This window comes from Streptomyces sp. NPDC005791, assembly GCF_042871485.1.
Classification (GTDB): domain Bacteria; phylum Actinomycetota; class Actinomycetes; order Streptomycetales; family Streptomycetaceae; genus Streptomyces.
Genome location: NZ_JBIAIP010000027.1, coordinates 15,122 through 37,547 on the forward strand (window position 1 = coordinate 15,122; position 22,426 = coordinate 37,547).

The following is a 22,426-nucleotide window of genomic DNA, read 5'->3' on the forward strand; positions in this document are numbered from 1 at the left end:
AGCGCAAGCGAGGTCAGAAGAAGCGGTGGGAGGAAGAAGGAAGCCAGATGATCCGCCTCCCTCCCGGTAAGCGTCAGGTCGCGGCGTTCGCGCTGTCTGGTGAGGCGTCTTCCTTGGAATGCGGCTTCACGACGGCCCGCCCGCGCGTTCGGTCTATCTCGCGCCATTCCGGCCGCAGTCCAGCCAGATTCGTGGTGAGGAAGTACGCGGCCCCGCAGGTGAGCAGCACCGGCACGAGTCCGGCAGTGGTCACCGCCGCCCCGGCGAGCAGCCCGCCGAGTGGGATACCGGCCCAGGCCAGCGAGTCTCCGAGCGCGTTGACCCGGCCCAGCATCCGGCGCGGCACCCGCTCGACGAGGACGGCCCCCAGCACTGGGTTGACGAAGCCGGCGCCGAACCCGGTGACCGCGAAGACGGCCAGGACTACCCCCAGCGGGGCATCGAATGCGAGGACCATGAACCTCGGTGCCCCGGCCAGCAGGAACCCGGTGAGAACCACCACCCGCCGCCGCAGCCGGTGCGCGACCAGTGCGGCGATCAGGCTCCCGCCGACTCCCGCGGCTCCCATTACGCTGCCCATCAGGCCGATCGCGGCCGGCCCGTTGCCGGACTCCTTGGCCCAGACGGGCACGAGCACCGAGACGAACGCCGCATCCAGCAGGTTGGTGATCCCCACCATGACGATGACGGTGAGCAGCAGCGGCTCGCCGCGCAGGAAGGTGAAGCCCTCGCCGAACCGCCGCCAGTAGCCCGGTTCCGTCTTCCCGGCCGCCGAGGGGACTTCCTCGGCCGTGTGCCCCATGTCGCGCGACAGCGCAAGTTTGATGATCACCGACCCGAGGGCGAAGCAGCCCGCGTTGACGGCGAGCGCGGTCAGGGGGCCGAGCAGCGCCACCAGGGATCCGCCGATCGCCAGGCCGACGGTAGAGGCGAGCCGCTCGATCACGCCGGACAGACCGGTGGCGCGCTCCAGCGGTACTCGGCCGCGCTCAGCCGCCTCTGGGACCATCACCTCCTTGGCCAGGTCGCCGGGGCCCCGGGCCGCGCCGATCAGTGCAACCAGAACCAGAAGAAGGGGAAAGGAGAGCAGGTCCAGGGCGTGGAGCAGGGGCACCGCAGCTGCGGCGGTGGCGCTGGCCAGATCGGTGGTCCAGGAAACGGCTCGCGGGCCGATCCGGTCCACCAGCGGTCCGGTGAACGCCTTGACCACCACGTAGGGAGTCATCTCGCAGAAGGCGACGAGGCCGGTCTGGGTGGCGCTGCCGGTCGTGACGAGGACGAACCAGGGCAGTGCCACAACGGAGATGCGCGTGCCGGTAAGCGACACAGCCATGGCCGCCAGCACCCCACCCAGCGGCCATAAGGACCTCTTGCCAGGTATGCCGCGGGCCTCCGAGGCATCGTCAGTCATGACGTCGGGTTTCCTTCCTCTTCCTGAGGACCGGAAGGGGGCGCCGACGCGGCAGGCGCGTCCAGTTCGGGCAGGATCTGCGTGATCACGGCGACCCGTTCGGCTCCCTCGGGGGCACTTACCGCCGTCTCCGGCGCGTCCCGCCGGTAGCGCGCGACGACTTCCGCCAGCTCCCGGTACAGGGCGGCGGCTTCCTCGGGCGTGAGCCGCAAGGCCCAGTCGCTCATGTCGAAGGTGTTGCGCCATGCGCGGGGCATCGTCTGCAACTCGTTCAGGGTCTGCTGCGTGCGCAGGGTGTAGATGGCGGCGACGGACTGCTGATAGGCCAGTACGGCCTCGGGCTCTCGCTCGGCCAGCTCCGGATCGTTGAACCAGGTCGTCCGGTGTACCGAACGCCACCAGCGCTCTCGCGCGTTGCCGCGTTCAGTGTCCTCCTCGACGAAGCCGGCCGCGCCGAGCTGCCGGAGGTGGTAGCTGGCCGTACCGGAATTCACACCCAGCCGCTCCGCGAGGCGGGTGGCTGTCGACGGGCCGTACTTCCGCAGTAGCCCGACCAACTGCACGCGCACCGGATGCGCCAGGGCACGGAGCCCCTTGGCATCCAGGACAACCGAGTCCTCTTCAACGTTCAGGCCATCCGGCCTCTTCACTGCATCAGCCATACGCCACACGGTAGACCGCAAAGACTTCTTCGCAAAGAGATATTCGCGAAGAAGTCTTCGCGATTCGGCTCGCCTGCAAGGCGGCACTGCTCATCTATCGACCGGTTGATAAGCAAGATCGATAGGCGGCGATGCGCGGCCGGATCGACACCGGATCATGCCCATAAAACGGTGTCAGAAAGTCGATGTGCTCAAGAACTTGACGAGCACCGTTTTCTGTACGATCTGGCGGGTGCAGCCACCCCAGGACGACGACACCGCTGATCTCCTCGCACCCGTTCCGGCCGTACGGATTGGCAGCCTCGTGGGATACGCACGCGTGTCCACCAAGGGGCAGTTGCTCGACCGGCAGATCCACGCACTCAACACAGCGGGCTGCATCCGGATCTTCTCCGACAAGAAGTCCGGCAAGAACGCCGAACGCGAGGAACTGTGGAAGGCCCTCGACTACCTGCGCGAGGGCGACACCCTCGTCGTCCCGTCGCTGGACCGGCTCGGCCGTTCCATCCAGGACCTCATCGCGATCGTGTCCGGCCTGCGCAAGCGTGGCGTCGGCTTCACCTCGCTGCACGAGGCGCTCGACACGACCACGCCCGGCGGGCGCCTGGTCTTCCACGTGTTCGCGGCGCTCGCGGAGTTCATCCGCGAACTCATCGTGCAGGGCACCAATGAGGGCCTGGACGCCGCCCGCGCCCGCGGCGCCCGACTCGGCCGCCCGCCGGCGATGACGGAGGAACAGGTACGTCACGCCCGCGACCTGCTCGCCCGCCCGCAGAACACCGTCACCTCGATCGCAAAGCTCCTCGGCGTCTCCAGGAACACGATCTACAACTACGTGCCCGAGCTGAAGGGCGGTCGCCTCGCACTCGCTGAGGCGACGAGCACGCCGGAACTGCCCCAACCCACCAGGTCCGAGGAATGATCACCGCCGTTTGCGGCTGGTGACAGCATTCTTACCGGCACCCCCAGTACGAAGTCCTCGCGTGCCTGCCCGCGGCGGCGGGTTTTGCTCCGGGCGCCCTTGGCCTTGACCGGGCAGCGGCGGGCGGCGAGGTCGAGGTCCTCGATGTTCACTCCGAGGATCTCCTCGGACCGTCCGGCGCTCTCGTAGGGCATCCGCCACAGCGTCTTCTCCCGCAGGTGGACCTCGCGCCGGGCGATGAGCCGGTCCACGGCCATCTTCGAGCGGGCCGGAGTCTCGGAGTCCGGCACCGCCAGCCGCTTCGTCCAGGCCGGGACCGCCGGGCCGTCGTAGCCGTACGACGCGCACCAGCCCAGCCAAGGGCCGCTTCATGTGCGGCCCGGAGAACGTGACCGCAGGGGCAGGTGACGAACCTGGCTCCCGCAGATAATAGGGCGTTATCTGCGGAACATCTTCAGACCGACCTCAGAAACGACGCCCCGTCAGCCGCCCACCAGGGCCGACAGGTCCTTAGCGCACGATCTGACACGGATGTTCCTCAACCCCCTTCTTGGCTCGACTGCGACGACGGCCAGAAACGCGGTCGGAGCGCTCGATCAGCGCTGTCAGGGGTGAGACAGCACCAGCGCGCCGGGGCGCAGTGGTGCGCCGAAGACCTGGAGGACGAGGTTGCGGTGGGCGGAGTGCAGGGTGCGTACGGCGGCCCGGGTCAGTCCGGGTTTGGGTGGCTCCTCGCCGCCGCGGGGCCGGCCGGGTTTCGTGGGGATCCAGAGGTAACCGGGGTCGCTGCCTTCGAGCTGGCGGGTGATGCCGGCGCGGACGTCGAGCCAGCGGCGCAGGATGTCGGTGGTGTCCTTGTCGAGAGGGTGGGGGCCGGTGTCCAGGCTGAGCCGGGGCATGGGCCGGTGCTCGAGGTCGACATGGGCGACGTCCAGGCGGTGGAGGTCCGGTACGGAGCGGCCGGTGGCGGCGACGACCGCGGCGACCGCGGCGGTGCGGATGGCGGTCGCGGCGTTGGAGCCGACAGGGCGCTTGACCGCGAGGGTGCGCAGCAGCCTGTGGCACTCCTCGGGCTCCAGCCAGTCGCCGTGTGTGGCGGGGGGCGTCTCGAGCCGTAGGGGGAGGCCGAGATATTCGGCGAAGGAGTTCCACGTCTGGACGCGGACGCGCTGGCTGTTGCCGGCGGCGGCGGCGTCGGGCCCTGTGAGGGTGTTGCGTCGACGGGTCAGGCCGGCGGCCGCGGCCGCGAGCCAGGCCTCGGCTGGGGCGACGTCCATGAGCTCGTCGACGCCGAGCGTGGTGGTCTTCGCCTCGCCCAGGACGTGGTCCAGATACTCGTTGAGGAAGTGCGCACGCAGCCGTCGCGTCTCGTGTACGTGCCCGCGGGCTTCCAGAGCGTCGAGGAAGTGGCCGATCGCGGCACGCGCATCGGCCGGGTGCGTGCTGCGGGTGTGCGACATGCTCTCAGCGTACGGATCCAGTTCTGGACATACTGTATAACAGCAAGAAGCTGCACAACAGATCTCCCCCATCTGCTGCGGCTTTCGTATCGGTCCGTGTCGAACCGAATCGCAACGTCACGGTCCGATACGGTCATCACGCCCCACCCCGCTCCCCGAAACGGGCCCCGGCTCCTCCGCTGGGCGCCTGTGGCTTCTTGCTGTTATATCGACTGATTGGTCGGCGCCCGTCCGGCAGCAGCTTGCTGCCCCAGCGGCGCTATGGAAGGCCCCGTGAGCGCAGTCGGTCACCACCCTGGTCTATGTAGTCCCGGCGATGCTCGGCTATCTCGCCTTCGCCTCACGTCCTGGAGCGGGTCGGCTCCCGCACATGCGCAAGATCAAGGTGACCGCGTCCTCCGAGCGGGTTCCGGGACTGAGGAGTTCCTGCAGGAGGAGGCCGCGAATCGCGGCAATGGTGACGGTGGCCGCCTCCCGCGCTTCCTTCACGTCGAGCCCTTCGCGTTCCGCGAGTGAGGACAGCATCTCGGTCAGGTCGTCGATCGACTCCACAAACCCACGGAAGTTCTCGGGTGCGTACGCGGCCAGGCCGACGACGTAGAAGAAGCCGCGGACACGCGACAGCTGCTCCGGCCGGGTGTAAGTACGCCAGATCGCCACGACGAAATCGTCGAAGGTGCCCTGTTGGGCGGCCTCCAGAAGTGCCTCGTTGTCACGGGAGCGCTGGGCCGTGAGCACGGCGGCCAGGACGCCCGGGAGCGACCCGAAGTGGTAGCGCAACAGGGCGTGGCTGGTATCGATTCGGGCGGCGATCTCACGGAGCGACATCTCCGGCGGGGGAAGGGTCTCGCCGAAGGCGTCGAGAAGCCGTACCAGGAGTCGGTCGCGCGCACTACCGCTGCCTTGCGAGGTTGACAGGATCACTCCCACAGTTTATCCATTGGAAAAGACGGATGCAACGGCGGAGGATCGACGATGGGACCTGCTCATGTGGTCGGCGCGACGGTCATCGACGGATCAGGGCGCGACCCCAGCAGCCTCGATCTCACGATCGAGAACGGCCGCATCACCCGACTCGGCGGCTCCAGCGCGCACGCCGAGCGCCTCGATGCCGAGGGATTGACGATGACGCCCGGCCTGATCGACGCTCACGTCCACCTGGGCCTGTCGAGCCCGATCCAGCCGCACTTCTCGTTTCAGATCAGCGCCGCCGAGATCGCGGCCGACATCTTCGCCACAGCCGGCGCGACGCTCGACGCCGGCTTCACCACCGTTCGGGACACCGGCGGGATCGACGGCGGTGTCGTGACCGCGATCGCGAAGGGCAAGGTCAGAGGGCCGCGCGTCCTGTCGTGTGGCCCTGTTCAGTGCCAGATCGGTGGGCACGGCTACTACGGAGCCGAATGGGAACCCACCGAACTATGGAGCAGCCACCACATCCCGGGCCTGTGTGCCCTGTCGATGATGGCGGGCAACGCGGACGAGCTGAGGCACAACGTCCGCGAAGCCTTCCGTCGCGGAGCCTCCTTCCTGAAGCTCTGCGTCACCGGCGGAGTGGTGGGCGGACATGATCGACTGTCCGATACCCAGTTCACCGCGGAAGAGATCGCTGTCGCAGTTCAGGAAGCTGCGGCGCGGAACACCTATGTGACCGTCCACGCGCACAACAACGAGGGCGTACGCCACGCGGTCGAGGCCGGGGTGCGTTGTGTCGAGCACGGCACCGGCCTCGACGAATCCACAGCGGCTCTGATGGCCGCTCGCGAGGTTGCCCTCGTGCCCACGTTCGCCGTCGTCGAGCAACTGCTGCACGACACCGCCGGAGCCGGTCTCGCCGAGTCGGTCCGCGACCGGGTCGAGGGCGTACGCGAGCAGATGGCGCATGCGCTCGCTGTCGCCAAGCACGCAGGGGTACGGATCGGGCTGGGTTCCGATCTCATCGGTCCGGCCCAGCATCGCCGGGGCAAGGAACTCGGCCTGCGCGCAGCCCTCGAGACGCCGATGGAAGCGATCGTGGCGGCGACCCGGACCAACGCCGAGATCCTCGGTCTGTCCGGCCAGGTGGGTGTCATCACTCCCGGCGCTCAGGCAGACCTCGTTCTCTGGAGCGGTAATCCACTCGAAGACCCGGAACTGTTCTCCGACCCCACCAACGCCGTCCTCGTCATCCAGGCCGGCGAAATCGTAAAGGACCTCAGATGAGCACCATGTGGCAGGGCTGCCTCCCCCACACCGACTACTTCGAGATGCGCTCCAGTGGTGGGCGCGACTACGGCGTCTGGGTCACCACGCCACCGGACTACGCCCCTGCCGCAGCGCCGGCGCCTGTCGTGTACGTGCTCGACGGCAACTGGGCCGTGGGGTTGACCGCCCCACTCATCGTCACGCAGCTGGACCCCATGCAGGCGATTCAGCCCTACGTCCAAGTCAGCGTGGGCTACGCGGGCGAGGAAGCCGAGCACTGGGAGCGGTTGCGCAACCGCGACCTCGTGCCGCCCGGCGAACCCATCGCGAAGGAGTACGTCGATGCGGTGGAAATGGGGGTCGAAAGGGGTGTGACGACTCGCGAGCAAGCCGACGCCTACCTTGCTGAATTGAGCGACAGCCGCGGGGACATGTTCCTGAACTTCCTTACCGACGACCTGCACCCGCGAATCGAACGCGACTACGGCACAGCCCCCAGCGGTCACGGCCTCTTCGGCTACTCCTACGGCGGACTCTTCAGCCTCTATGCCTGGCTCACCAAGAGCACCTTCTTCGAGAGCATCGGCGCGGGCAGCCCCGGCATCGTCAATGCGGACAGTCAGGTCTTCGCTCGACTTGAAGCCATCGGTGACATCCTGCCTGACACCAAGCTGCACGTGACCTTCAACGAGCAGGAGATTCTCGGAGACCTGGCGGTCTACCAGAATCTCGCGAAGAACTCAGCCACGTTCCTTCACCGCCTCACCTCACGCGGCGGATCCGTCACCAGCGCACTCATGCACGAGACGCATGTGACCGGGCTGCAGGCATCCTTCCTGAGCTACCTCAGGACCTGCCGCGCCCAGTGAGCCGGGACGCCACAGTTCTCCTTTCGTCCTATGTCTTCCCACCGCCGGGCCGCGGCTCCGTCGAGGGCGGCGGCGTGGGTGGCGGGTTCGTACCAGTCAAATGCGACCGCCTCCGCGCCGGGGACGTCGACGGCGCGACGGCTGGCGGCTTTGACGCGGTAGCCAAGGGCTGACAGCTGCGCCACGGTGCGGCTTCCGGTGGAGGTGAAGGTCTTCAAGCAGGTGCACAAGCATCAAGAAGTCGTGCAGTACCACATCAAACCAATCTATGAGGGGGCCAACCCGATGCCGATCAGGCTGGAGTTCACAGCCCTCGGGAACAGGGGTTACCCCCTCACGCACAGTCTGGAGAACCCCGCCGCCGGTGTCCGGACCGCTGTGTAACTTCGCCGCCGACTGAACTTGGAAGAGGCTCCCTCATGACCCGCGCCACCCCGCCACGTCCCCTCGACGTAGAAGCGGTTTTCCCTGCCCTGGCAGCCCACCGGCGCACAACCACCCGGCTGCACCCACGTCATGGCTCTCCCGGGACGCAGGACAGTTCGGTGGCGGGTCCTTTGCTCTGGCCGGCCGATGAACCGTGGCCGGTGTGCACGGCCGTCCACCCGAAGGGCACGGGCCACCTGCTCTCCGACGTGCGGCTGAGCCGCAGGATTCTGGAGGATTCCCGCGGGCGGGAGCAGACAGAGGAGGAACGGCACCTGCTCGAGGGCATGAGCGAGGGCAACCACATCCCGGAACTTCGGGACGACGCCCCGCTGCCGATGCTGGCCGTTGCCCAGCTGTACGCACGAGAGATCCCGGATCTCGTGGGACCCGAGGACCACGACCTGCTGCAGGTCTTCTGGTGCCCGTTCGAGGTACACGGCGCCGACCGCACCATCGACGTCGTACTGAAATGGCGACGGTCCACCGATGTCGGCGCCGTACTCATGCCACAGCCCGAGCCGCCGGTGGTCGGCCGGAAGGAATGCGTGCCGAACATGTGCGTCGTACACCCCGAGCGCGTCGTGGAGCACGAGTACCTCGGCCTGCTGGAGGAGGAACTCCAGGAGGAGATCGACGCGTGGGAGGAGGGTCTCCTCGACGAGGACGATGCGGACGAATACAACTCCGCTCCACCAGCAAGCTACGCGACGTATGAGGAGTACGAAGAGGCGATGGCCGCAGCCGAAGCTGCCGAGCCCGAGGAGATCAACTACATGAGCGCTCTGTCGATCGCCCCTGGCTGGAAGGTCGGCGGCTTTGCTTCTTGGCACCTGACCGACCCTGCTCCGGTCGACTGCGAGGTGTGCGGGGCAGCGATGCCGCCCCTGCTCACCGTGGACATGTGGGAGTGCGACGGTGCCTCACGCAGCTGGCTGCCGATCGAGGACCGGGACGGCCAAGACCCGTACGCGACCAACCCGACCGAGGTCTACCTCGGGCGCGGCCTGATGCGCGTACACACCTGCCCGACCGATCCGGCTCACCCGCACCAGCTCAGCTTCCAGTGACCAGGGAGCCTTCGTTCTCGCCGGCCTCGGCCGCCGGCCTCGGCCGCCGGCCCAGGGGTGCTGGAGAAATCCGTCCGGTGCGGCCGATACCGGCATCCTGGGCGAGGCGCCTTGTTCACGCGCCCGCGGCGATGTCAGAACGTGCGCTGACCTCACGCTTTGATTGAGCGGGACGCCCGGCCCAGGGACATACCGCACTGGATATGGCAGCTGCCTTTCGAGCTGTAGCTGACGGCGGCAAGATCACGTGCTTGGCGTCACCGGCTGTTCTGTTGGTCCCCAAGACCGAGTGCCGCGCGCGCCTTCTGCAGCTGTTCCACGCTCACCGTGCCGGTGTCCGGGAGGCCGGCGCTCTCCCACGCTCCCTGGGCGCGTGCGACGACGCCGTCGGCGTCGTCCAGGAGGACCTTCTTCGCCATGTTGACGGAGATCGCCCCGTCACCGACATCCACGAGGTGCGCGAGCATGCGTACGTTGTGCTGCCGGTTGCCGGTCTTCTCCTCGTTGTACCGGTAGACCAGCACCCACCTCCCGACGAGGGAGCGGGCCCGCTCGATCAGCTGACGGCCGCGGTCGGTCTCCTCCTGATCGGTGCGGATTGTCTCCGCGTCGCCGGACGGCGGACGCAGGGTCAGCAGACCGCGGCGGCTGGTCTCCTCGACCTCGACCCTCTCCAGGAAGGCGACGAACGTCTTGGCGCTCTCCAGCCGGTCGACGTCCTGCGCCGCCTGCTTGGCAATCATGTGCAGGTCCACGGTGAGCGTCTGCACGCGGCGGCCCCACGCAGCTTCCTCACCGGGCGGGCAGGGGCCGGCGGCCTGGGCGGCGGCAATCACAAGGCTGTAGTCCACGCGCTCCATCATCGCGCGGAGCACCGACACCGCGGCCCCGCACCCACTGTCCCCACTGTCCCCTCCTCGCGCGGTGGGGAGCCTGCGGCACCTGCATCGGCGCGTCGCGGCGAAGGTAGGCTGCGCCCTCAAGTCACCCCTTTCCTTAAGCCCCTTCAGAGACAGTCGCGCCAAAAAAGAGGAAACTGGTCGTCAGATGCTGTAGATGAGCCGGTTCTACGGCACTCGGAGCGTTCTCGCGCGGGCTAGTTCCTCGCTGTAAGATACTTGCGCACCGACAGTGCGCACTTACGTCCCTCGGCTCTCGCTCCCTATCGTTCCAGGAGAAGGGCCGCCGAGCGGCGGTCACGAGGGAGTCCAGATCATGTCCACCGCTGATCACAGTGACCAGCTCCATTCGCAAGCAGAGATCGCCTCGTTGGCCGGCGTCTCCCGGGCGACCATCACCCAGTGGCGCCGCGCCCCCGGCTTTCCGTCCTCGGAGGGCGGCGGCGGCTCGGAGCTGTTCCGTCGCGCCGATGTCCTCGCCTGGCTCGACGCGCGCCCCATTCCCCGGCGCTTGCTGCAGGGCGATCCGGAGGGAACGACGTTCGGAGCCCGGGCACGCCGGTCCCGGGTCCGCAGCACGCCGCCCGCCGCCGACGCACCCCGGCCGGAAACACCGGAGACCCAGCCCGATCCGCGTACCGCGGACCATGTGCGTGAACTCATGGGGCAGCTGTGCGACCGGGTCCGAGGAGCCGGCTCCAGGGTCGACTACGTGAATCTGCTCGTGTCGCTGCACTTCCTGCGGCGGTCCGGCGGGGATCACTGGAACGACATCGTCCAGATGTCCGCGACGGGGAAGGGCTCGGACGGTTCCACCGCTCTTCTCAAGCACATCGCTGCGGCCGTCGACGAGAAGCTGAGGCTGCTGGGTATGCGCCCGGCGATGCACGAGGCGTTGGTACGCCTCGAACCACGCACGTACGGAGATCTGCGGCACGTGGTGCGCCTCGTGGGTGAGCTCGGACCGGAGGCCTTCGTGCTCATGCTCGACGAGTACGAGTTGCTGGCCGGACTGGACAGCGGCGAGTTCTTCACTCCGCGCGCCGTGGCACGCGTCATGGTGCTCATCGCCGAGGAGAACAGAGCGGCCGACGCCCCCATGGGGATCTACGACCCGTACGCCCGGGGTGGTGAGCTCCTCGCGGCGGCGACCGCCTGGTCTGCGCAGCAGGGCACGGCACCGCGCAGGATGCGAGTCCGCGGTCTCACCCACGGGCGGGACACGGCGCCGCTGGCGACGATGAACCTCACTCTCCTGGGCGCGCGGCCGAGCGTGCGAGTCTCGTCGGGCGCGCCGCCCTGGACCGCGTCCGGAGCGTTCTCGGCGGAGCAGTTCGACCTTGTGCTGAGCAATCCCCCGTTCAACATGAGTGACTCCACCGGAGAACCACGCGCCGAGGGCGGCTGGCCCTACGGTTCCCCTCCTCAGGGCAACGACAACCTCGCTTATGTGCAGCACGTCCTCAGCACGCTGAGGGAGGGCGGCGCCGCTGCCGTGATCATGCCCAACAAGGCCGGCAATTCGGCGAACCGGTCGGAGAAGAGGATCCGACAGGCCATGGTGGAGCGCGGCGTGGTGAAGGCCGTCCTCGCGCTGCCGGACCGCTTGTTCTCCCATACGTCGGTGCCCGTCTCGGTATGGTTCCTGGTCCATCCGTCACAGGCCTGCGACGAGATCGCTTTCATCGACGGACGACAGGTAGGAACCCCGGTCCGAGGCAAGCGCGCCCTCCAGGACGACGACGTACAGGCACTTCTCGACGCCTACCGGGGCTGCCTCCACCCGGGCGACAACGAGCACAACCCTGCTGTGCCGACCGCGGTCGTGGCCAAGGAGTCCATCAGGGAGCGGGACTGGTCCCTCAGTCCCGTGGACCACATCGATACGCATAAGCCGTGCCGCAGCACTTCGGAGGCCGCCCATCGGGAGGCTCTGACCATACTGGAGCTCCGTACGCAGCAGGCATGGGACGCGGATGCCACCGCGGCCTGGGCCCTGGAACAGGTGGAGCAGCAGGGGGCTCTGCTCGACGCCGTCGGGTGGGAGTGCGTGAGCCTGTCGGACCTGTGCACCATCCAGGCGGGCCCGTCGTACAGCTTGCTGAAGAAGCACATCACGACCGACGGCGGCGTGCGCCTCCTCTATCCCCAGAACCTGCGCGAAGGCCGCCTCGCGGAGTTGTCCGATGACCGGCACGTGACAGAGGCGCGGGCCCGAAGCCTGGAGCGCTTCCTGCTCCGGCCCGAGGACATCGTCTGTGTCCGGACCGGTGCCATGGGCCCTCCGGCTCTGGTCCGGGATGTAGGCGCCGGCTGGCTGATGAGTGCCAACGTGATCCGGCTCAGGATGGACGACGAGCACAGGGCCCGGGTCCACCCCGGCTATCTCGCGGCCTACTTGGGGCGGCCCGAGTCGGTCGCCTGGGTACGGGACCGTGCGACGGCGACAGGTGCACCGTCCATCAGCGCTGCGGCGCTGGGCAACCAGCCCGTGCTGCTTCCTCCGTATCCGGAACAGCAGCGCGTCGTCGCGATCCTCGACGCCCTCGCTGCCCAGGCCAGGGCCCACATCCACCTCGCTGAGGCGGTCACTCACACCCGCGCAGCCGTAGCGGAACGTCTGATGACCTCGGATCTGGACGCCGCCACCCGGCTGGCCGGCGGTGGGAACTCATGACGGCCAGCCGTAGTCCCTCGCCCCCGCCTACCTCCGTCGATGAAGAGGTCTCAGTGACTGCCCCGCCCCCGACCACGCCGCCGCCCGCACCCCTCGCGCCCTCCCCCACCTGGGCGCTGTGGCTCCTGGTGATGGTGCTCTTCTCGGCCGTCGTCGCCCTCGTCGTGATCATGCTGAAACAGCACAGTGGCTCGGGACTCGCAGACGCGGTCCTGTCGGGCGGCACCGCCTTCGGCTCGACGATGCTCATCTGCCTGGGCGCCGTCGCCGCGGTCAGGGAGCTGCGTCGATCACGCTGACGGTCCTGTGAACCGCTTCCGGACCGGAGCATCCCGTCGGCCGGAGTGCCTGTTCGTGTGCACGCCTTGTGGCGTCAGTAGACCAGGGACTCTCCGGCCGACGACGCTCCGGAACGGAGCATCGTCAGGAGGGCACTATCTCGCTTCGCAGCTTCCCCTGTGAGCGAGGCGTCTTCTCCCCCACCCGGCGCGGCTCGATCGTCCGGGGGTCGACGGCCTCGCCGGGGGCGCCCTCCTTGTAGAGGCCTTCCGGGTCGTTCGGCCGGTCGTGAGGCAGCAGGAAGAAGGTGCGGCGCTGGAACAGGCCGCTGTCGGGGTTGGCCTCCGCGTCCTTGTCCAGCTCCGCGTAGCCGACCATGCGTCCGTCACGGGCGTAGCGGGGCTTCCCACCACGGCGGGCGCTCTTGTCGAGCGCCTGGCGGACGTAGTCGAGTGCGTCGAGGTCCTCGAGCCACACCACGTTCGACTCGTGTGCGAGCTGGCTTTCGTGCAGCAACGAGCTCATGGCCGCAACTCCTTGTCGGTGGTGTGGCGGTACGGGTGGATACGACTGCTCGGTGCGGACCCGGCGGTACGACGATCTGCGAACATCCCCATAGTAAGACGATGCCCGGATCCTGGGCAGCAAGCCTTGGGGCTCATGAGCGCCTGCCTGTTGGTTCGTCAGCACGGGCGATGTCATCCGGCAGCAGGGCCAGGGAGGGGTAGTACTTCTTGCCGCTGGACTTCAGCATCTCGGCCGGGGAGGCCAGTCCGATCTCCTGCCGGATGCGGCCGGCGAAGGCACGCGCCGTGTCGGCACGGATGCCCTCCGAGCTGCACCAGGCGGTGTAGGTCCCGTAGAGGAGCCCCTGTTCGACGCGCAGGTCCCCGGTCTCCGGCCCCTGGCGCATGCAGCACTCGCTCAGGAAGCGCCCGATGTGGTCCTCGGTGGTCTCGTAGGCGGCCGTCGCCAGGCGGACGGAGGACGGACCGGTCAGCGGGTCGCGGCTGGTGAGGTACCGGATGGCGCCCTCGATCAGCCAGTGCAGGATGCCCGGGCCCTCCTCCTGGACGAGTTCGCCGGCCAGGTTGTCGATCTTCCGGTCGGCGACGACGACGCGTTCGAAGGGGATGAGGCGGATACGGCGCCAGAACGCGTGCCCGCCGGTCCCGACCTCGGGCTGGTGGTTACCGAGCAGCCAGAGCTTGTGGGTCGGGGTGAAGCTGAAGTAGTCCTGCCGCATGCGGCGGGCCTTGATCTTGTCGCCGCCGGTGAGGAGCTTGACCCTGGCCTCGTCGAACTTGTCGTTGGGCTTGAGCTCGCTGCAGACGAAGATGCGGCGGCCGTGCAGCTCCGTCAGTTCCGTCGAGTGCTCGGCGAAGTTGCCCTTGTCCATGAGGAAGCCCGGTGGGGCCGCGTCGGCGTAGTCCCCCATGACCTGGATCATGACGTCCAGCAGGACCGACTTCCCGTTGGCTCCCTTTCCCCAGAGGAACGGCAGGACCTGCGCGCCGACATCACCGGTGATGGAGTACCCGAGCAGCAGGTGCAGGAAGTCGGTCATCTCCTTGCCCTTGGCGTCGTCGCCGAAGGTGTCTTCCAGGAAGGCGTGCCACCGTGGCGTGGGCATCGCCTGGGGAGCGACATTGGTGGCGCGCGAGTGCAGGTCCCGGAGTGGATCGGGCTTGTGCAGGCGGCCGTTACGCAGGTCGACGACGCCCGCGGGCGTGCAGAGGGAGTAGGCGTCGCCGTCGAGCACATCGGGGTCGAGGCTGAGCGCGGGCGCGGCTTTCGCCTGGTGGAGCAGCGCCTTCATCCCGCTCGTGGACATGGTGCGCCGTCGGTGCTGGGCGATCTCGCGCTCGCTGAAGATGCCGCGGGGGTCGGTGGCGGACATCTGCTCGGCCATGTCGCCCGCCGCCCACAGGGCGGCCTTCTCGCCGCCCACGCGCTTCCACCGGAACTGGTCCCAGCAGTACCAGCCGAGGCCTTCGACGTGGCGGAACTGGTCACTGTAGAGCTGGGCGAAGAGTTTCGCGTTACCCCGGTCCGTGAGCATCGGCGGCAGCAGAGCAGGCGTATCGGCCGGGGCCGGCGGCTGCACCTGCTGCGGGGGCACCCACGCAGGCGCGGCAGCCTCGATGTCGAGCATCTGCTGAGCGGCGGCAGCCGCGTCGAAGCGGCTGTACTCGGCCCTACTCATGCGAGTCCTTTGGGGTGGAACGGGCGACTGGCGCCTGCGGAAAGGGCTGCGTCGATGATCGTCTCACTACGGCGGGTCTGGTGGGGACGAGCATAGTGAGCGGCTTCTGTCAGCTCTTGGCGGGCTTCGGCCTGGTTCAGATGGCCTGCTCCGGCAAGCCCTCCTGCTGTGTAGGCCGCTCGGTTGAGTTTCTCCGTGAAGCCTGTGCCTTCGGCCTGGCCGGCACATTCCCGAACGGTCTCGACGAGCGACTGCAAGAGCGCCTGCGCGCGGCCGGACCTCAGAGGGCGGGCCTCTCTGTGCGGCCGCGGACCGGGAACCGGGGCGGCCCCTATGACGTGGCCCGTGCGCCGCAGTTCGGCGGCCAGCCACGCGGGGAGGGGGGCGGGCTCCCGTACGGCCCCGAGGGGCGTGTAGACGCCTGCTGTGATGCGGGTGGTGGGGGCCACGACGTATCCCCCGTGGGCCCGTACGTCGACCTGCCAGGCGAGCGCGGTCCTGGGGCTGGATCCGGTGGAGGAGCGGTAGCGGACGGCGGGCTCGGAGTTGACGTACCAGATGTGCAGCCCCCCGGACGGCGTGCGGACTCGCAAGGTGGTCTCGTCCTCGGCGGGGTCGGGTTCCTGGCGGTAGGCGGCGAGGAGGGCCAGCGTGTCGAATCCTGAAGCGAGGCCTGCCAGATCGACCTGTTCCGGGATCCGGATGCCCGGCAGGAGCCGGTCTCGGGCTGGAACCTGCGCGGCATGGGCGTCGACGTCCAGGACCACGAGGTGCGCGGGTCCGCAGGACACACCGACGCCTGCCCGGGGCTCCCTCCCCCACCAGGCGTCGATGCGCGTGAGCTCGGTGGTCGCGCTGTGGAAGCCGTGACACCACAAGCCTCGTGGGTGGCAGGGACAGTTCGCCGGCTCGTGGGCACGCGTGCGGCACTGCTCGCAGTTGGCCGCCGGCGTCTTGCGTCCCGGGGCCAGTGGGTGAACCGGCCACTGACGGCCTGCGAGCCAGCGGGCCACGTCCGCAGGTCGTGGCTGCTGTGCGACTCCGGACGAGGCGGTGTCGACGGGGCGCTGCACTGTGGGTCGATCCGTTCCTCTTGTGTGGCCAGGCGTGGATTCTCAACTGAGTCCCGGACGTTTTACCTGGTCAGGTAGGACGGCACGAGGGACTGAGGGACTGAAGGGACTGACTTTCCCTTATAGCAGAGAGAGCCTAACCGATGGGGATGCCGCTCTGCGGGAGGCAGGAGCACTTATCGAAAAACCAGTCCCTTCGGTCCCTCAGTCCCTCCCGCCCGGCGGGGCGGGAGCTGTCGGTCCCTCAGGCAAGCGCCTGAGGGACCGAAGGCCTGCAGGGGGCGGGGGACTGAACGGTCCCTTTTCAGTCCCGGAGGTGTTTATGCAGGTCAGAGCACCTATGGGCTGGGTCGGAGGGACTGAAGGGACTCATTTTCGTAGTTATCAGCGCACCAGGATATGAAGAGGTACCTCTTACGTACGCGTACATACGCACGCGCGCACGCAGCTGGAATAGGGAGTTTCGGTCCCTTCAGTCCCTTCGGTCCCCGGGCCTACCGCTCTGACCTGGTCTTTTGCGGAGGGACTGAACGAGGGAGGGACTGAACGAGTTTGGTCCCTCCCTCGGTGGGGCACTGCTTTCCGTCTAGTTCCGTCTACGGAGAGGGGGGCGTGAAGGGGGTAGTACATAGGGGAGCGTGCAACTGACGGCCGCCCCCGGCACGACAGACACGCCTGGGCTGTCGCGAACCAGGAGGAGCCGAACGCACACAGCTGGAACAGCGAGGACCACTTGCTTATGGGGCACGACGAGGGAAGGGAACGGCGCCCGCGCCTGGCAGGCGTTTTTTGTCCTTGCCCGAGGCAAGACTCATGGGTCAGCCTGGATGGGCGCTCGTTGCTGGGGTGGGCACGGACATTTTTACCGAGCGCTGTATCCCGGCCTCGGGAACCATCGGTCGGTACAGCCGTTGGCGCCGAGAACGATCATGGTCAGCTAGCACACTGGTTGAGGGCTCCGTTGGGCTTCGCGGAAAGATCGCCGGGCGGGTAGCGGCGCTGGCTACGGTCCGCTCGTGCCGGTGGAGTTTCTGACTGATGAGCAGGCCGAGGCGTACGGGAAGTTCGCCGAGGGGCCGGTGGCCCTGTTCAACCAGGCGGTGGGCTGGCTGCGCCGGCACCGTGTGCTGCTGCCCGGGGGTGAGCGTGCTGGCCCGGAAGGTGTCGGAGGTCCGGGCGGTCGCGGAGAGGCGGCTGCAGGCCATGGTCGCGGGCGCGGCCCGCCGCGCTGACCCGGCGTTGCCGAGCGAGTTGGTGGCGACGCTCAAGACGCCGGAGGGGTCGCGGTTCTCGGAGGTGGAGCGGCTGCGTCGGCTGCCGACGCGGACGACCGGGACGCGTTCGCCCGCGCGCTGGAGCGGGTGGATGAGATCCGTGCGTACCGGCTGGGGCGGTTGAGGCTGTCGCAGATCCTGCCGAACCGGATGGCGGCGCTGGCCCGGTACGCGCTGGGGTCGAAGGCGCCGCTGCTGGAGCGGGCGGCGGCGCCGAAGCGTACGGCGATGCTCACTGCGGTGATGCGGCACCTGGAGGCGAAGGCGATCGACGAGGCCCTGGACCTGTTCCAGGTCCTGATGGCCACCCGGCTGCTGAACGGAGTCCCGCCACAAGCTGGCCCGCGACGTGTGCCACGGCAAGCGCGGCACCATCCACCAGGCGTACCGCGACGGCATGGAGGACCAGCTCGGCGCGCTCGGCCTGGTCCTCAACGCCATCGTGCTCTGGACCACCCGATACATCGATGCCGCCGTCGCCCAGCTGAAAGCAGAGGGCCACGAGACCCGGGAAGAGGACATCGCCCGCCTGTCCCCGCTCAAGCACAAGAACCTGAACCTGCTCGGCCGCTACAGCTTCACCGCCAGCGTCCCGGCCGCCGGCTCTCTGCGCTCGCTGCGCGACCCGGAATCGGCCGAGCTGGACAAGGACGACGGCGGCGGCGGCGGCCAGGAGTGAGCTGCGGCGGCCCGGGGCGCTGGCCGGTTCGCGTCCCGCCGTGTTCGGGCCGGGCACGCGGAAGTGTGGTTCAGACGCTGACCTGCGGGTGTTCGGGGCTGAGGTAGTAGACGGCGCTTCCAGCGGCGTGCGGGGTGAGCAGATCCTGCAGTTCGACGGCGGCGGTCTTGAGGAGGTGTCCGTCGCGGGTGTGGTGGAGGGATTCGAGGACGAAGGCGACGTGGGTGGAGTTTTCGGTGACGCGGGTGCGGTGGGCGTCGCGGTGGTTCCAATGGCGGGTCAGTACGCCGGTGGTGTCGGTGTAGATGATCTCGCCGGGCTTGGGGTTCTCGACGGTGTCGGGTTCGCCGAGCGGGGTGAAGGTCTCGGTGCCGTCGGCGTGCCGGATCTCGACGTCGCCGGTGACGTGGTCGAGGTCGAAGGCGCCGGCGGGCAGGCCGTGGCGGACGGAGACCGTGTTGTAGGAGTCGACGGCCGGGTTGATCCGGGGCAGGGTGCCCTTCTTGGCCATGCGGCGGCCCAGGGCGTCGACGCTGGGGCGGATGCGGCGGGGGTTGGTGCCGAAGGAGCGGTAGGCGGTGTGCCATGCCTCGATGCGCGGGTCGGCCTCGTCGGCGGGGGCCCAGGTGTTGTCCGCGAGCTGCCGTTCCAGGTGCTCCAGGGCGGTCGTGGTGGCCGGCCAGGGTTCGTGGCCGCGCAGGCCGGTGGCGGTGACGACGGCGATGAGGGTGTCGGGGAAGGCGTCGGCGACGGCGGGGCTGATGCGGAAGGTGGTCACAGGTGGGGTCCGTTCCGGGAGGGCGGGCGGGGTGGGGTCAGGCTTTCCAGGGGCCGATGCGGTTCAGGCGGCGTGTCTGCTGGCGGGCGGTGGGCGCGTCCAGCCCTTGGCCGCGTTCGGTGAGGCGGCGGGCGGTGTCGGTGCGCTGTTCGACGGGTTTGTGGTCGTCGTACTTGAATTTCGCACGCACTTCGGTGACGTCCAGGCGCAGGCCGCGGATGCCGGGCAGCATCCGCCCGTAGGGCGGCTGATTGGGGTCGATGGAGGCGTGGTCGCCGTCGGGCTGGAAGTGCGCCATCTGCCGGCGCAGCAGCTCGGCCTTGGCCGCCGGGTCGTCGACGATGGTGGCCTGGCAGGTGAACTGGACGGCCGCGTAGTAGCTGGTCGGAACGCCGTCGGTGGGTGGGATATCCGGCTTGGCGCGCCAGGGGCCGGGGATGAAGGCGTAGTCGCTGGTGACGGTGAAGGTGGCGTTCGGGTCGGCCTCGATCGTCTTCCAGACGGGGTTGGGGCGGGCGAGGTGGACCAGCAGGGTCTGGCCGTCGACGGTGAAGTGGGTGGGCACGACGATCGGCGCGTGTCCGGGCAGTCCGTTGACGCTGAGGAGGCCGAAGTCGTGGCGGTCGGCGATCCAGGTCTGCCACTCGGCGTCGTCCAGGGCGGCGTCCCAGGGCTGGATGAACATACGCGGGTCCTTCCAGAGAGGTGCGGGGGTCAGGTGAGGGCGAGGAGGCTGACGGCGATGGCAGCGGTGCCCAGGCCGATGAGCTGGGCGCGGTAAATCCGTTCGGCGAGCACGGTGCGGGCGAGCAGGACGGTGCCGGCCGGGTACAGGGCGGTGATCACGGCGACGACGGCCAGGTCGCCGCTGCGGGCCGCGAGCAGGAACAGCAGGTTGGCCACCGAGTCCAGCACGCCGGCCGTCGCCGACATCGCGTAGGCGGGCTTCTCCGAGCCCAGCCTCCGGAACATGGCCCCGGCCGCGGCCAGCGTGACCGCGGAAGACACAGCCCGTCCGATGATGAGCGGTCCGACGCCGCTGTCGGAGGGCGCCTGGTGCAGGAAGACCAGCTGCAGGGCGATGGCGGCCCCGGCGCCGAAGGCCAGCAGCAGCGCGGTGCGCGAGGGGCGCACGCTGTCGGCGCCGTGGCCGGCGCTGACCAGCACCACCGCCGCCAGCGCCAGCGGCAGGCCGATCAGTCCGGCCAGTCCCAGGTGCTCGCCCTGCAGCAGTCCGACACCGACCGGCAGCATCGCCGAGACCAGTGCGGTGATGGGCGAGAGCACGTTCATCGGGCCGATCGCGAGCGTGCGGTAGAGCAGAGCGAACGCCGCAGCCGACGCCACACCGGAGGCGGCGCCCCACGCGAGAGTCGCGGGGGCGAAGGAGGCGCCGAGGAAGGGCCACAGCAGCAGCTCGACGGCGAGCGAGGCCGGAGCGGCGATCATCACCGTGCGCAGGACGTGGGCCTTGCGGGCACCGAGACCCCCGAGGAAGTCGGCGCATCCATAGGCCAGGGAACTGCCCAGGGCCAGTAGCAGAGCGATCACGGGTACATCCCTTACTATCAATAGAACGACCACACCGTACAACGCACCGACCGAAAGTCGTCAACCGAACGACCGCACGGTGCAGTGCAGTGATCCACCTGCCTGGAGGGGTGACAGCCGATGACCGAGACCGAAGCGGCACTGCGGGCACTCGCGCACAACGTCCGCGCGGCCCGTACCCGCGCCGGACTGTCCCTGGACGAACTCGGCCGCCGCGCCAAGGTCAGCAAGGGAGCCCTGGTCGGCCTGGAGAAGGCCCAGGGCAACCCGAACTTCGCCACCCTGGTCCGCCTCGCCGACACTCTGGGCGCCTCAGTTTCCGCCCTGATGGAGGGGCGGTCCGAGGAACGCGTCCGGGTCGTGTCCGCCGCCACCGTCATGCCCCTGTGGAAGGGCGAGCGCGGCAGCGAAGCCCGGCTCATGCTGACCACCAGCGGCCCGGCAGCCACCGAGGTCTGGCGCTGGACGCTGGAACCCGGCGAGGAATACCCCAGCCACCCCCACCAGGCCGGCGTCGTGGAGACCGTCAACGTCACCGCCGGGCAGATGGTGCTCGTCGTCGACGGCACCGACCACCCCGTCGAGGCGGGGCAGACAGCCACCTTCGACGCTGACGCCCCTCACACCTACCGCGGCTCAGGCACCGAGACCTGCCACCTGATCATGACCGTCCACCTGCCCCCCGGCCCCGCGTAGTCCTAGGCGGGCCAGGGTGTCCACACCGGACCATCCCTGCCTGTCGGCAAACGATCGTTTGCCGACAGGCGGCCGACGCGTCCAATGAACCCGTGCAACGCGGGGGTTCGCGGCGGCGCGAATCCAATCAGATCCGTTGGTGATTGCTGACAGGGTTTGACGACAGATAGGGTCCGATCCTCCCTGCGGAAGAGATCTTCGGTGGCGAACCTGGTCTACAAGAGGGTCTCGACCGACCGGCAGTCGACGGCCCGGCAGAACCTCGTCCAGGACGAGGCCGGAATCGAGGACCCGGTCGTCTTCGAGGAGGACCCGGGCACCTCCAGCCGCCTCCACCCCCTCCAGCGGCCGAAGTTCCGCGAACTGCTCACCTACGCGCGGCCGGGCGACACCGTGCACATCTCCGAGATGTTCCGCCTCGTCCGCGGCACCGGGCACATCCTCGACGTGCTCGACGTCCTCCACCGCGACCATCTCGCGTATCCACGACGGCGCGTTCTCCGCGAGGGACCTCACCGCCCGCCACCCGCGCACCGGCGAGCTGCTGTCCACCGTGAAGTTCATGGTGCAGACCCTCACCGCCGCCGGCGAACCTCAGCGTGACCTCCAGCGGGAGCTGACGTACGACGGACTGCGTGCCGCCGAGGCCAAGGGCAGCAAGGGCGGGCGCCGTCCCGCCGTGGCGGCCGACAAGACCACCGACGTACGCGCCTCGTACCTGGAAGGCCGGTCCGTCGCCGCCCTCGCCCGCGACCACGGCGTCAGCCGCGGCGCGATCCGCACCGCCGTCGCCGACCTCTTGCCCGACCACGCCGCCACCGAGGAGGAATCCCCGGCACCGGAGCTGCCGGTCACCCTCGACATGCCGGGCAAGGTCGCCGACTTCGTCCGCGCCGCCGAACTGGACCCCGCCGAGCGGGATGCGCTCGACCAGGGGGTGGCCCTACGGCGCGGCCAGGGCTACACCCTGCGCGTCACCGCAGTCCCCGCCGTGCACCGGCCAGCTACTCGACCGTTGCCAGCCGCTCGACGGCGGCCACGGCGTTCCCGCAGTCCCGGCCCAGCGCAAGGCCCGCCGCGAGTACGAGAACCGCGTCAGCACGCTGGCGCCGATCGAACCATGATCTTTCTCAGCGCCAACCGCTGTACCAATGTTCTTCGAGGCCGTAGAGCCCCGTGAGTTCAGGGGAACTGAAGGTTTCTCGACGGGAACCCGAGGGTCGGGGGTCCTGATTCCTGGGTGCGGCCCCTTGGTTCGTGGTGAACCCGCGTGTGTGACCTCGCTGATGTGAGGGTGTGGGGCCGTCCGT

At 68.7% G+C, this 22,426-nt stretch carries 20 protein-coding genes and 3 pseudogenes; 11 read left to right on the forward strand and 12 right to left on the reverse strand.

All coding sequences use genetic code 11. The annotated features are described in order from the left end of the window. Nucleotides 1-73 precede the first annotated feature (73 nt). A complete protein-coding gene (locus ACFYSH_RS32555) occupies nucleotides 74-1,411 on the reverse strand; it encodes an MFS transporter (protein WP_388757291.1) in 1,338 nt (445 codons plus the stop codon). Continuing rightward, entirely contained in the window at nucleotides 1,408-2,073 is a 666-nt protein-coding gene (locus tag ACFYSH_RS32560) for an ArsR/SmtB family transcription factor (protein ID WP_388757294.1), read from the reverse strand. The genes ACFYSH_RS32555 and ACFYSH_RS32560 overlap by 4 nt, the downstream gene beginning before the upstream one ends. A 232-nt stretch (nucleotides 2,074-2,305) precedes the next feature. Here ACFYSH_RS32560 and ACFYSH_RS32565 point away from each other — a divergent pair, with 232 nt between their 5' ends. Then, entirely contained in the window at nucleotides 2,306-2,995 is a 690-nt protein-coding gene (locus ACFYSH_RS32565) for a recombinase family protein (RefSeq protein ID WP_388757297.1), read from the forward strand. Nucleotides 2,996-3,039: 44 nt separating this feature from the next. On the opposite strand, the pseudogene ACFYSH_RS32570 reads toward ACFYSH_RS32565, so the two are convergent. The 3 genes and pseudogenes from ACFYSH_RS32570 to ACFYSH_RS32580 form a co-directional block, all read right to left on the reverse strand. Continuing rightward, nucleotides 3,040-3,354, reverse strand: a pseudogene (locus tag ACFYSH_RS32570) (site-specific integrase); the annotation flags it as partial. A gap of 246 nt (nucleotides 3,355-3,600) precedes the next feature. Next, the gene (locus ACFYSH_RS32575) at nucleotides 3,601-4,455 is read right to left on the reverse strand and encodes a hypothetical protein (protein ID WP_388757300.1); all 855 of its coding nucleotides are present in this window, start codon (nucleotides 4,453-4,455) and stop codon (nucleotides 3,601-3,603) included. Nucleotides 4,456-4,779: 324 nt separating this feature from the next. Further along, entirely contained in the window at nucleotides 4,780-5,385 is a 606-nt protein-coding gene (locus ACFYSH_RS32580) for a TetR/AcrR family transcriptional regulator (RefSeq protein ID WP_388757302.1), read from the reverse strand. A gap of 45 nt (nucleotides 5,386-5,430) precedes the next feature. On the opposite strand from ACFYSH_RS32580, the gene ACFYSH_RS32585 reads away from it, so the two are divergent. The 3 genes from ACFYSH_RS32585 to ACFYSH_RS32595 all read left to right on the forward strand — a co-directional run bounded on the left by ACFYSH_RS32585 (nucleotide 5,431) and on the right by ACFYSH_RS32595 (nucleotide 9,004). Further along, nucleotides 5,431-6,657 carry an amidohydrolase family protein gene (locus tag ACFYSH_RS32585; protein ID WP_388757304.1) on the forward strand — a complete coding sequence of 409 codons (1,227 nt, stop codon included), beginning with the start codon at nucleotides 5,431-5,433 and terminating at the stop codon, nucleotides 6,655-6,657. Next, nucleotides 6,654-7,508 (forward strand): alpha/beta hydrolase, encoded by an 855-nt coding sequence (locus ACFYSH_RS32590; protein ID WP_388757307.1) that lies wholly within the window; start codon nucleotides 6,654-6,656, stop codon nucleotides 7,506-7,508. The genes ACFYSH_RS32585 and ACFYSH_RS32590 overlap by 4 nt, the downstream gene beginning before the upstream one ends. Nucleotides 7,509-8,053: 545 nt before the next feature. Then, nucleotides 8,054-9,004 carry a hypothetical protein gene (locus ACFYSH_RS32595; RefSeq protein WP_388757309.1) on the forward strand — a complete coding sequence of 317 codons (951 nt, stop codon included), beginning with the start codon at nucleotides 8,054-8,056 and terminating at the stop codon, nucleotides 9,002-9,004. A 257-nt stretch (nucleotides 9,005-9,261) separates the two neighbouring features. Here the strand turns inward: ACFYSH_RS32595 and ACFYSH_RS32600 are convergent, their stop codons facing one another. Further along, the gene (locus ACFYSH_RS32600; protein WP_388757312.1) at nucleotides 9,262-9,855 is read right to left on the reverse strand and encodes a hypothetical protein; all 594 of its coding nucleotides are present in this window, start codon (nucleotides 9,853-9,855) and stop codon (nucleotides 9,262-9,264) included. A gap of 364 nt (nucleotides 9,856-10,219) precedes the next feature. On the opposite strand from ACFYSH_RS32600, the gene ACFYSH_RS32605 reads away from it, so the two are divergent. Both ACFYSH_RS32605 and ACFYSH_RS32610 read left to right on the forward strand, forming a co-directional pair. Continuing rightward, nucleotides 10,220-12,580 carry an N-6 DNA methylase gene (locus ACFYSH_RS32605; RefSeq protein ID WP_388757315.1) on the forward strand — a complete coding sequence of 787 codons (2,361 nt, stop codon included), beginning with the start codon at nucleotides 10,220-10,222 and terminating at the stop codon, nucleotides 12,578-12,580. Nucleotides 12,581-12,633: 53 nt separating this feature from the next. Next, on the forward strand, nucleotides 12,634-12,879 hold the full coding sequence (locus tag ACFYSH_RS32610) for a hypothetical protein (RefSeq protein WP_359476526.1): 246 nt from the start codon (nucleotides 12,634-12,636) through the stop codon (nucleotides 12,877-12,879). A gap of 124 nt (nucleotides 12,880-13,003) precedes the next feature. Here the strand turns inward: ACFYSH_RS32610 and ACFYSH_RS32615 are convergent, their stop codons facing one another. From ACFYSH_RS32615 to ACFYSH_RS32625, 3 genes are all read right to left on the reverse strand, one after another. Further along, a complete protein-coding gene (locus ACFYSH_RS32615; protein ID WP_359476529.1) occupies nucleotides 13,004-13,384 on the reverse strand; it encodes a DUF6009 family protein in 381 nt (126 codons plus the stop codon). A 133-nt stretch (nucleotides 13,385-13,517) separates the two neighbouring features. Further along, a complete protein-coding gene (locus ACFYSH_RS32620) occupies nucleotides 13,518-15,065 on the reverse strand; it encodes a phage/plasmid primase, P4 family (protein WP_388757318.1) in 1,548 nt (515 codons plus the stop codon). Then, complete coding sequence (locus ACFYSH_RS32625) at nucleotides 15,062-16,078, reverse strand: bifunctional DNA primase/polymerase (RefSeq protein ID WP_388757361.1); 1,017 nt, start codon at nucleotides 16,076-16,078, stop codon at nucleotides 15,062-15,064. The genes ACFYSH_RS32620 and ACFYSH_RS32625 overlap by 4 nt, the downstream gene beginning before the upstream one ends. A 1,124-nt stretch (nucleotides 16,079-17,202) precedes the next feature. On the opposite strand from ACFYSH_RS32625, the pseudogene ACFYSH_RS32630 reads away from it, so the two are divergent. Together ACFYSH_RS32630 and ACFYSH_RS32635 are read left to right on the forward strand one after the other, a co-directional pair. Then, nucleotides 17,203-17,733: pseudogene (locus ACFYSH_RS32630) on the forward strand (DUF4158 domain-containing protein); the annotation flags it as partial. Nucleotide 17,734: 1 nt separating this feature from the next. Next, nucleotides 17,735-18,091, forward strand: a pseudogene (locus tag ACFYSH_RS32635) (Tn3 family transposase); the annotation flags it as partial. A gap of 70 nt (nucleotides 18,092-18,161) precedes the next feature. Here ACFYSH_RS32635 and ACFYSH_RS32640 read toward each other — a convergent pair. Genes ACFYSH_RS32640 through ACFYSH_RS32650 form a run of 3 tightly spaced genes read right to left on the reverse strand, consistent with a single transcriptional unit; the run spans nucleotide 18,162 to nucleotide 20,420 of the window. Continuing rightward, the gene (locus ACFYSH_RS32640) at nucleotides 18,162-18,869 is read right to left on the reverse strand and encodes a B3/4 domain-containing protein (protein ID WP_388757321.1); all 708 of its coding nucleotides are present in this window, start codon (nucleotides 18,867-18,869) and stop codon (nucleotides 18,162-18,164) included. A 37-nt stretch (nucleotides 18,870-18,906) separates the two neighbouring features. Next, entirely contained in the window at nucleotides 18,907-19,554 is a 648-nt protein-coding gene (locus ACFYSH_RS32645; RefSeq protein WP_388757324.1) for an FMN-binding negative transcriptional regulator, read from the reverse strand. A 29-nt stretch (nucleotides 19,555-19,583) separates the two neighbouring features. Next, a complete protein-coding gene (locus ACFYSH_RS32650) occupies nucleotides 19,584-20,420 on the reverse strand; it encodes an EamA family transporter (protein WP_388757327.1) in 837 nt (278 codons plus the stop codon). 120 nt (nucleotides 20,421-20,540) lie between these two features. On the opposite strand from ACFYSH_RS32650, the gene ACFYSH_RS32655 reads away from it, so the two are divergent. From ACFYSH_RS32655 to ACFYSH_RS32665, 3 genes are all read left to right on the forward strand, one after another. Next, on the forward strand, nucleotides 20,541-21,116 hold the full coding sequence (locus ACFYSH_RS32655) for a helix-turn-helix domain-containing protein (protein WP_388757330.1): 576 nt from the start codon (nucleotides 20,541-20,543) through the stop codon (nucleotides 21,114-21,116). Nucleotides 21,117-21,317: 201 nt separating this feature from the next. Beyond that, nucleotides 21,318-21,719, forward strand: coding sequence for a recombinase family protein (locus ACFYSH_RS32660; protein ID WP_388757333.1), 402 nt, complete (start codon nucleotides 21,318-21,320; stop codon nucleotides 21,717-21,719). Then, nucleotides 21,679-22,296: a hypothetical protein gene (locus ACFYSH_RS32665; protein ID WP_388757336.1), complete on the forward strand. Its 618-nt coding sequence runs from the start codon at nucleotides 21,679-21,681 to the stop codon at nucleotides 22,294-22,296. Before ACFYSH_RS32660 ends, ACFYSH_RS32665 begins: the two co-directional genes overlap by 41 nt. Nucleotides 22,297-22,426: the final 130 nt, after the last annotated feature.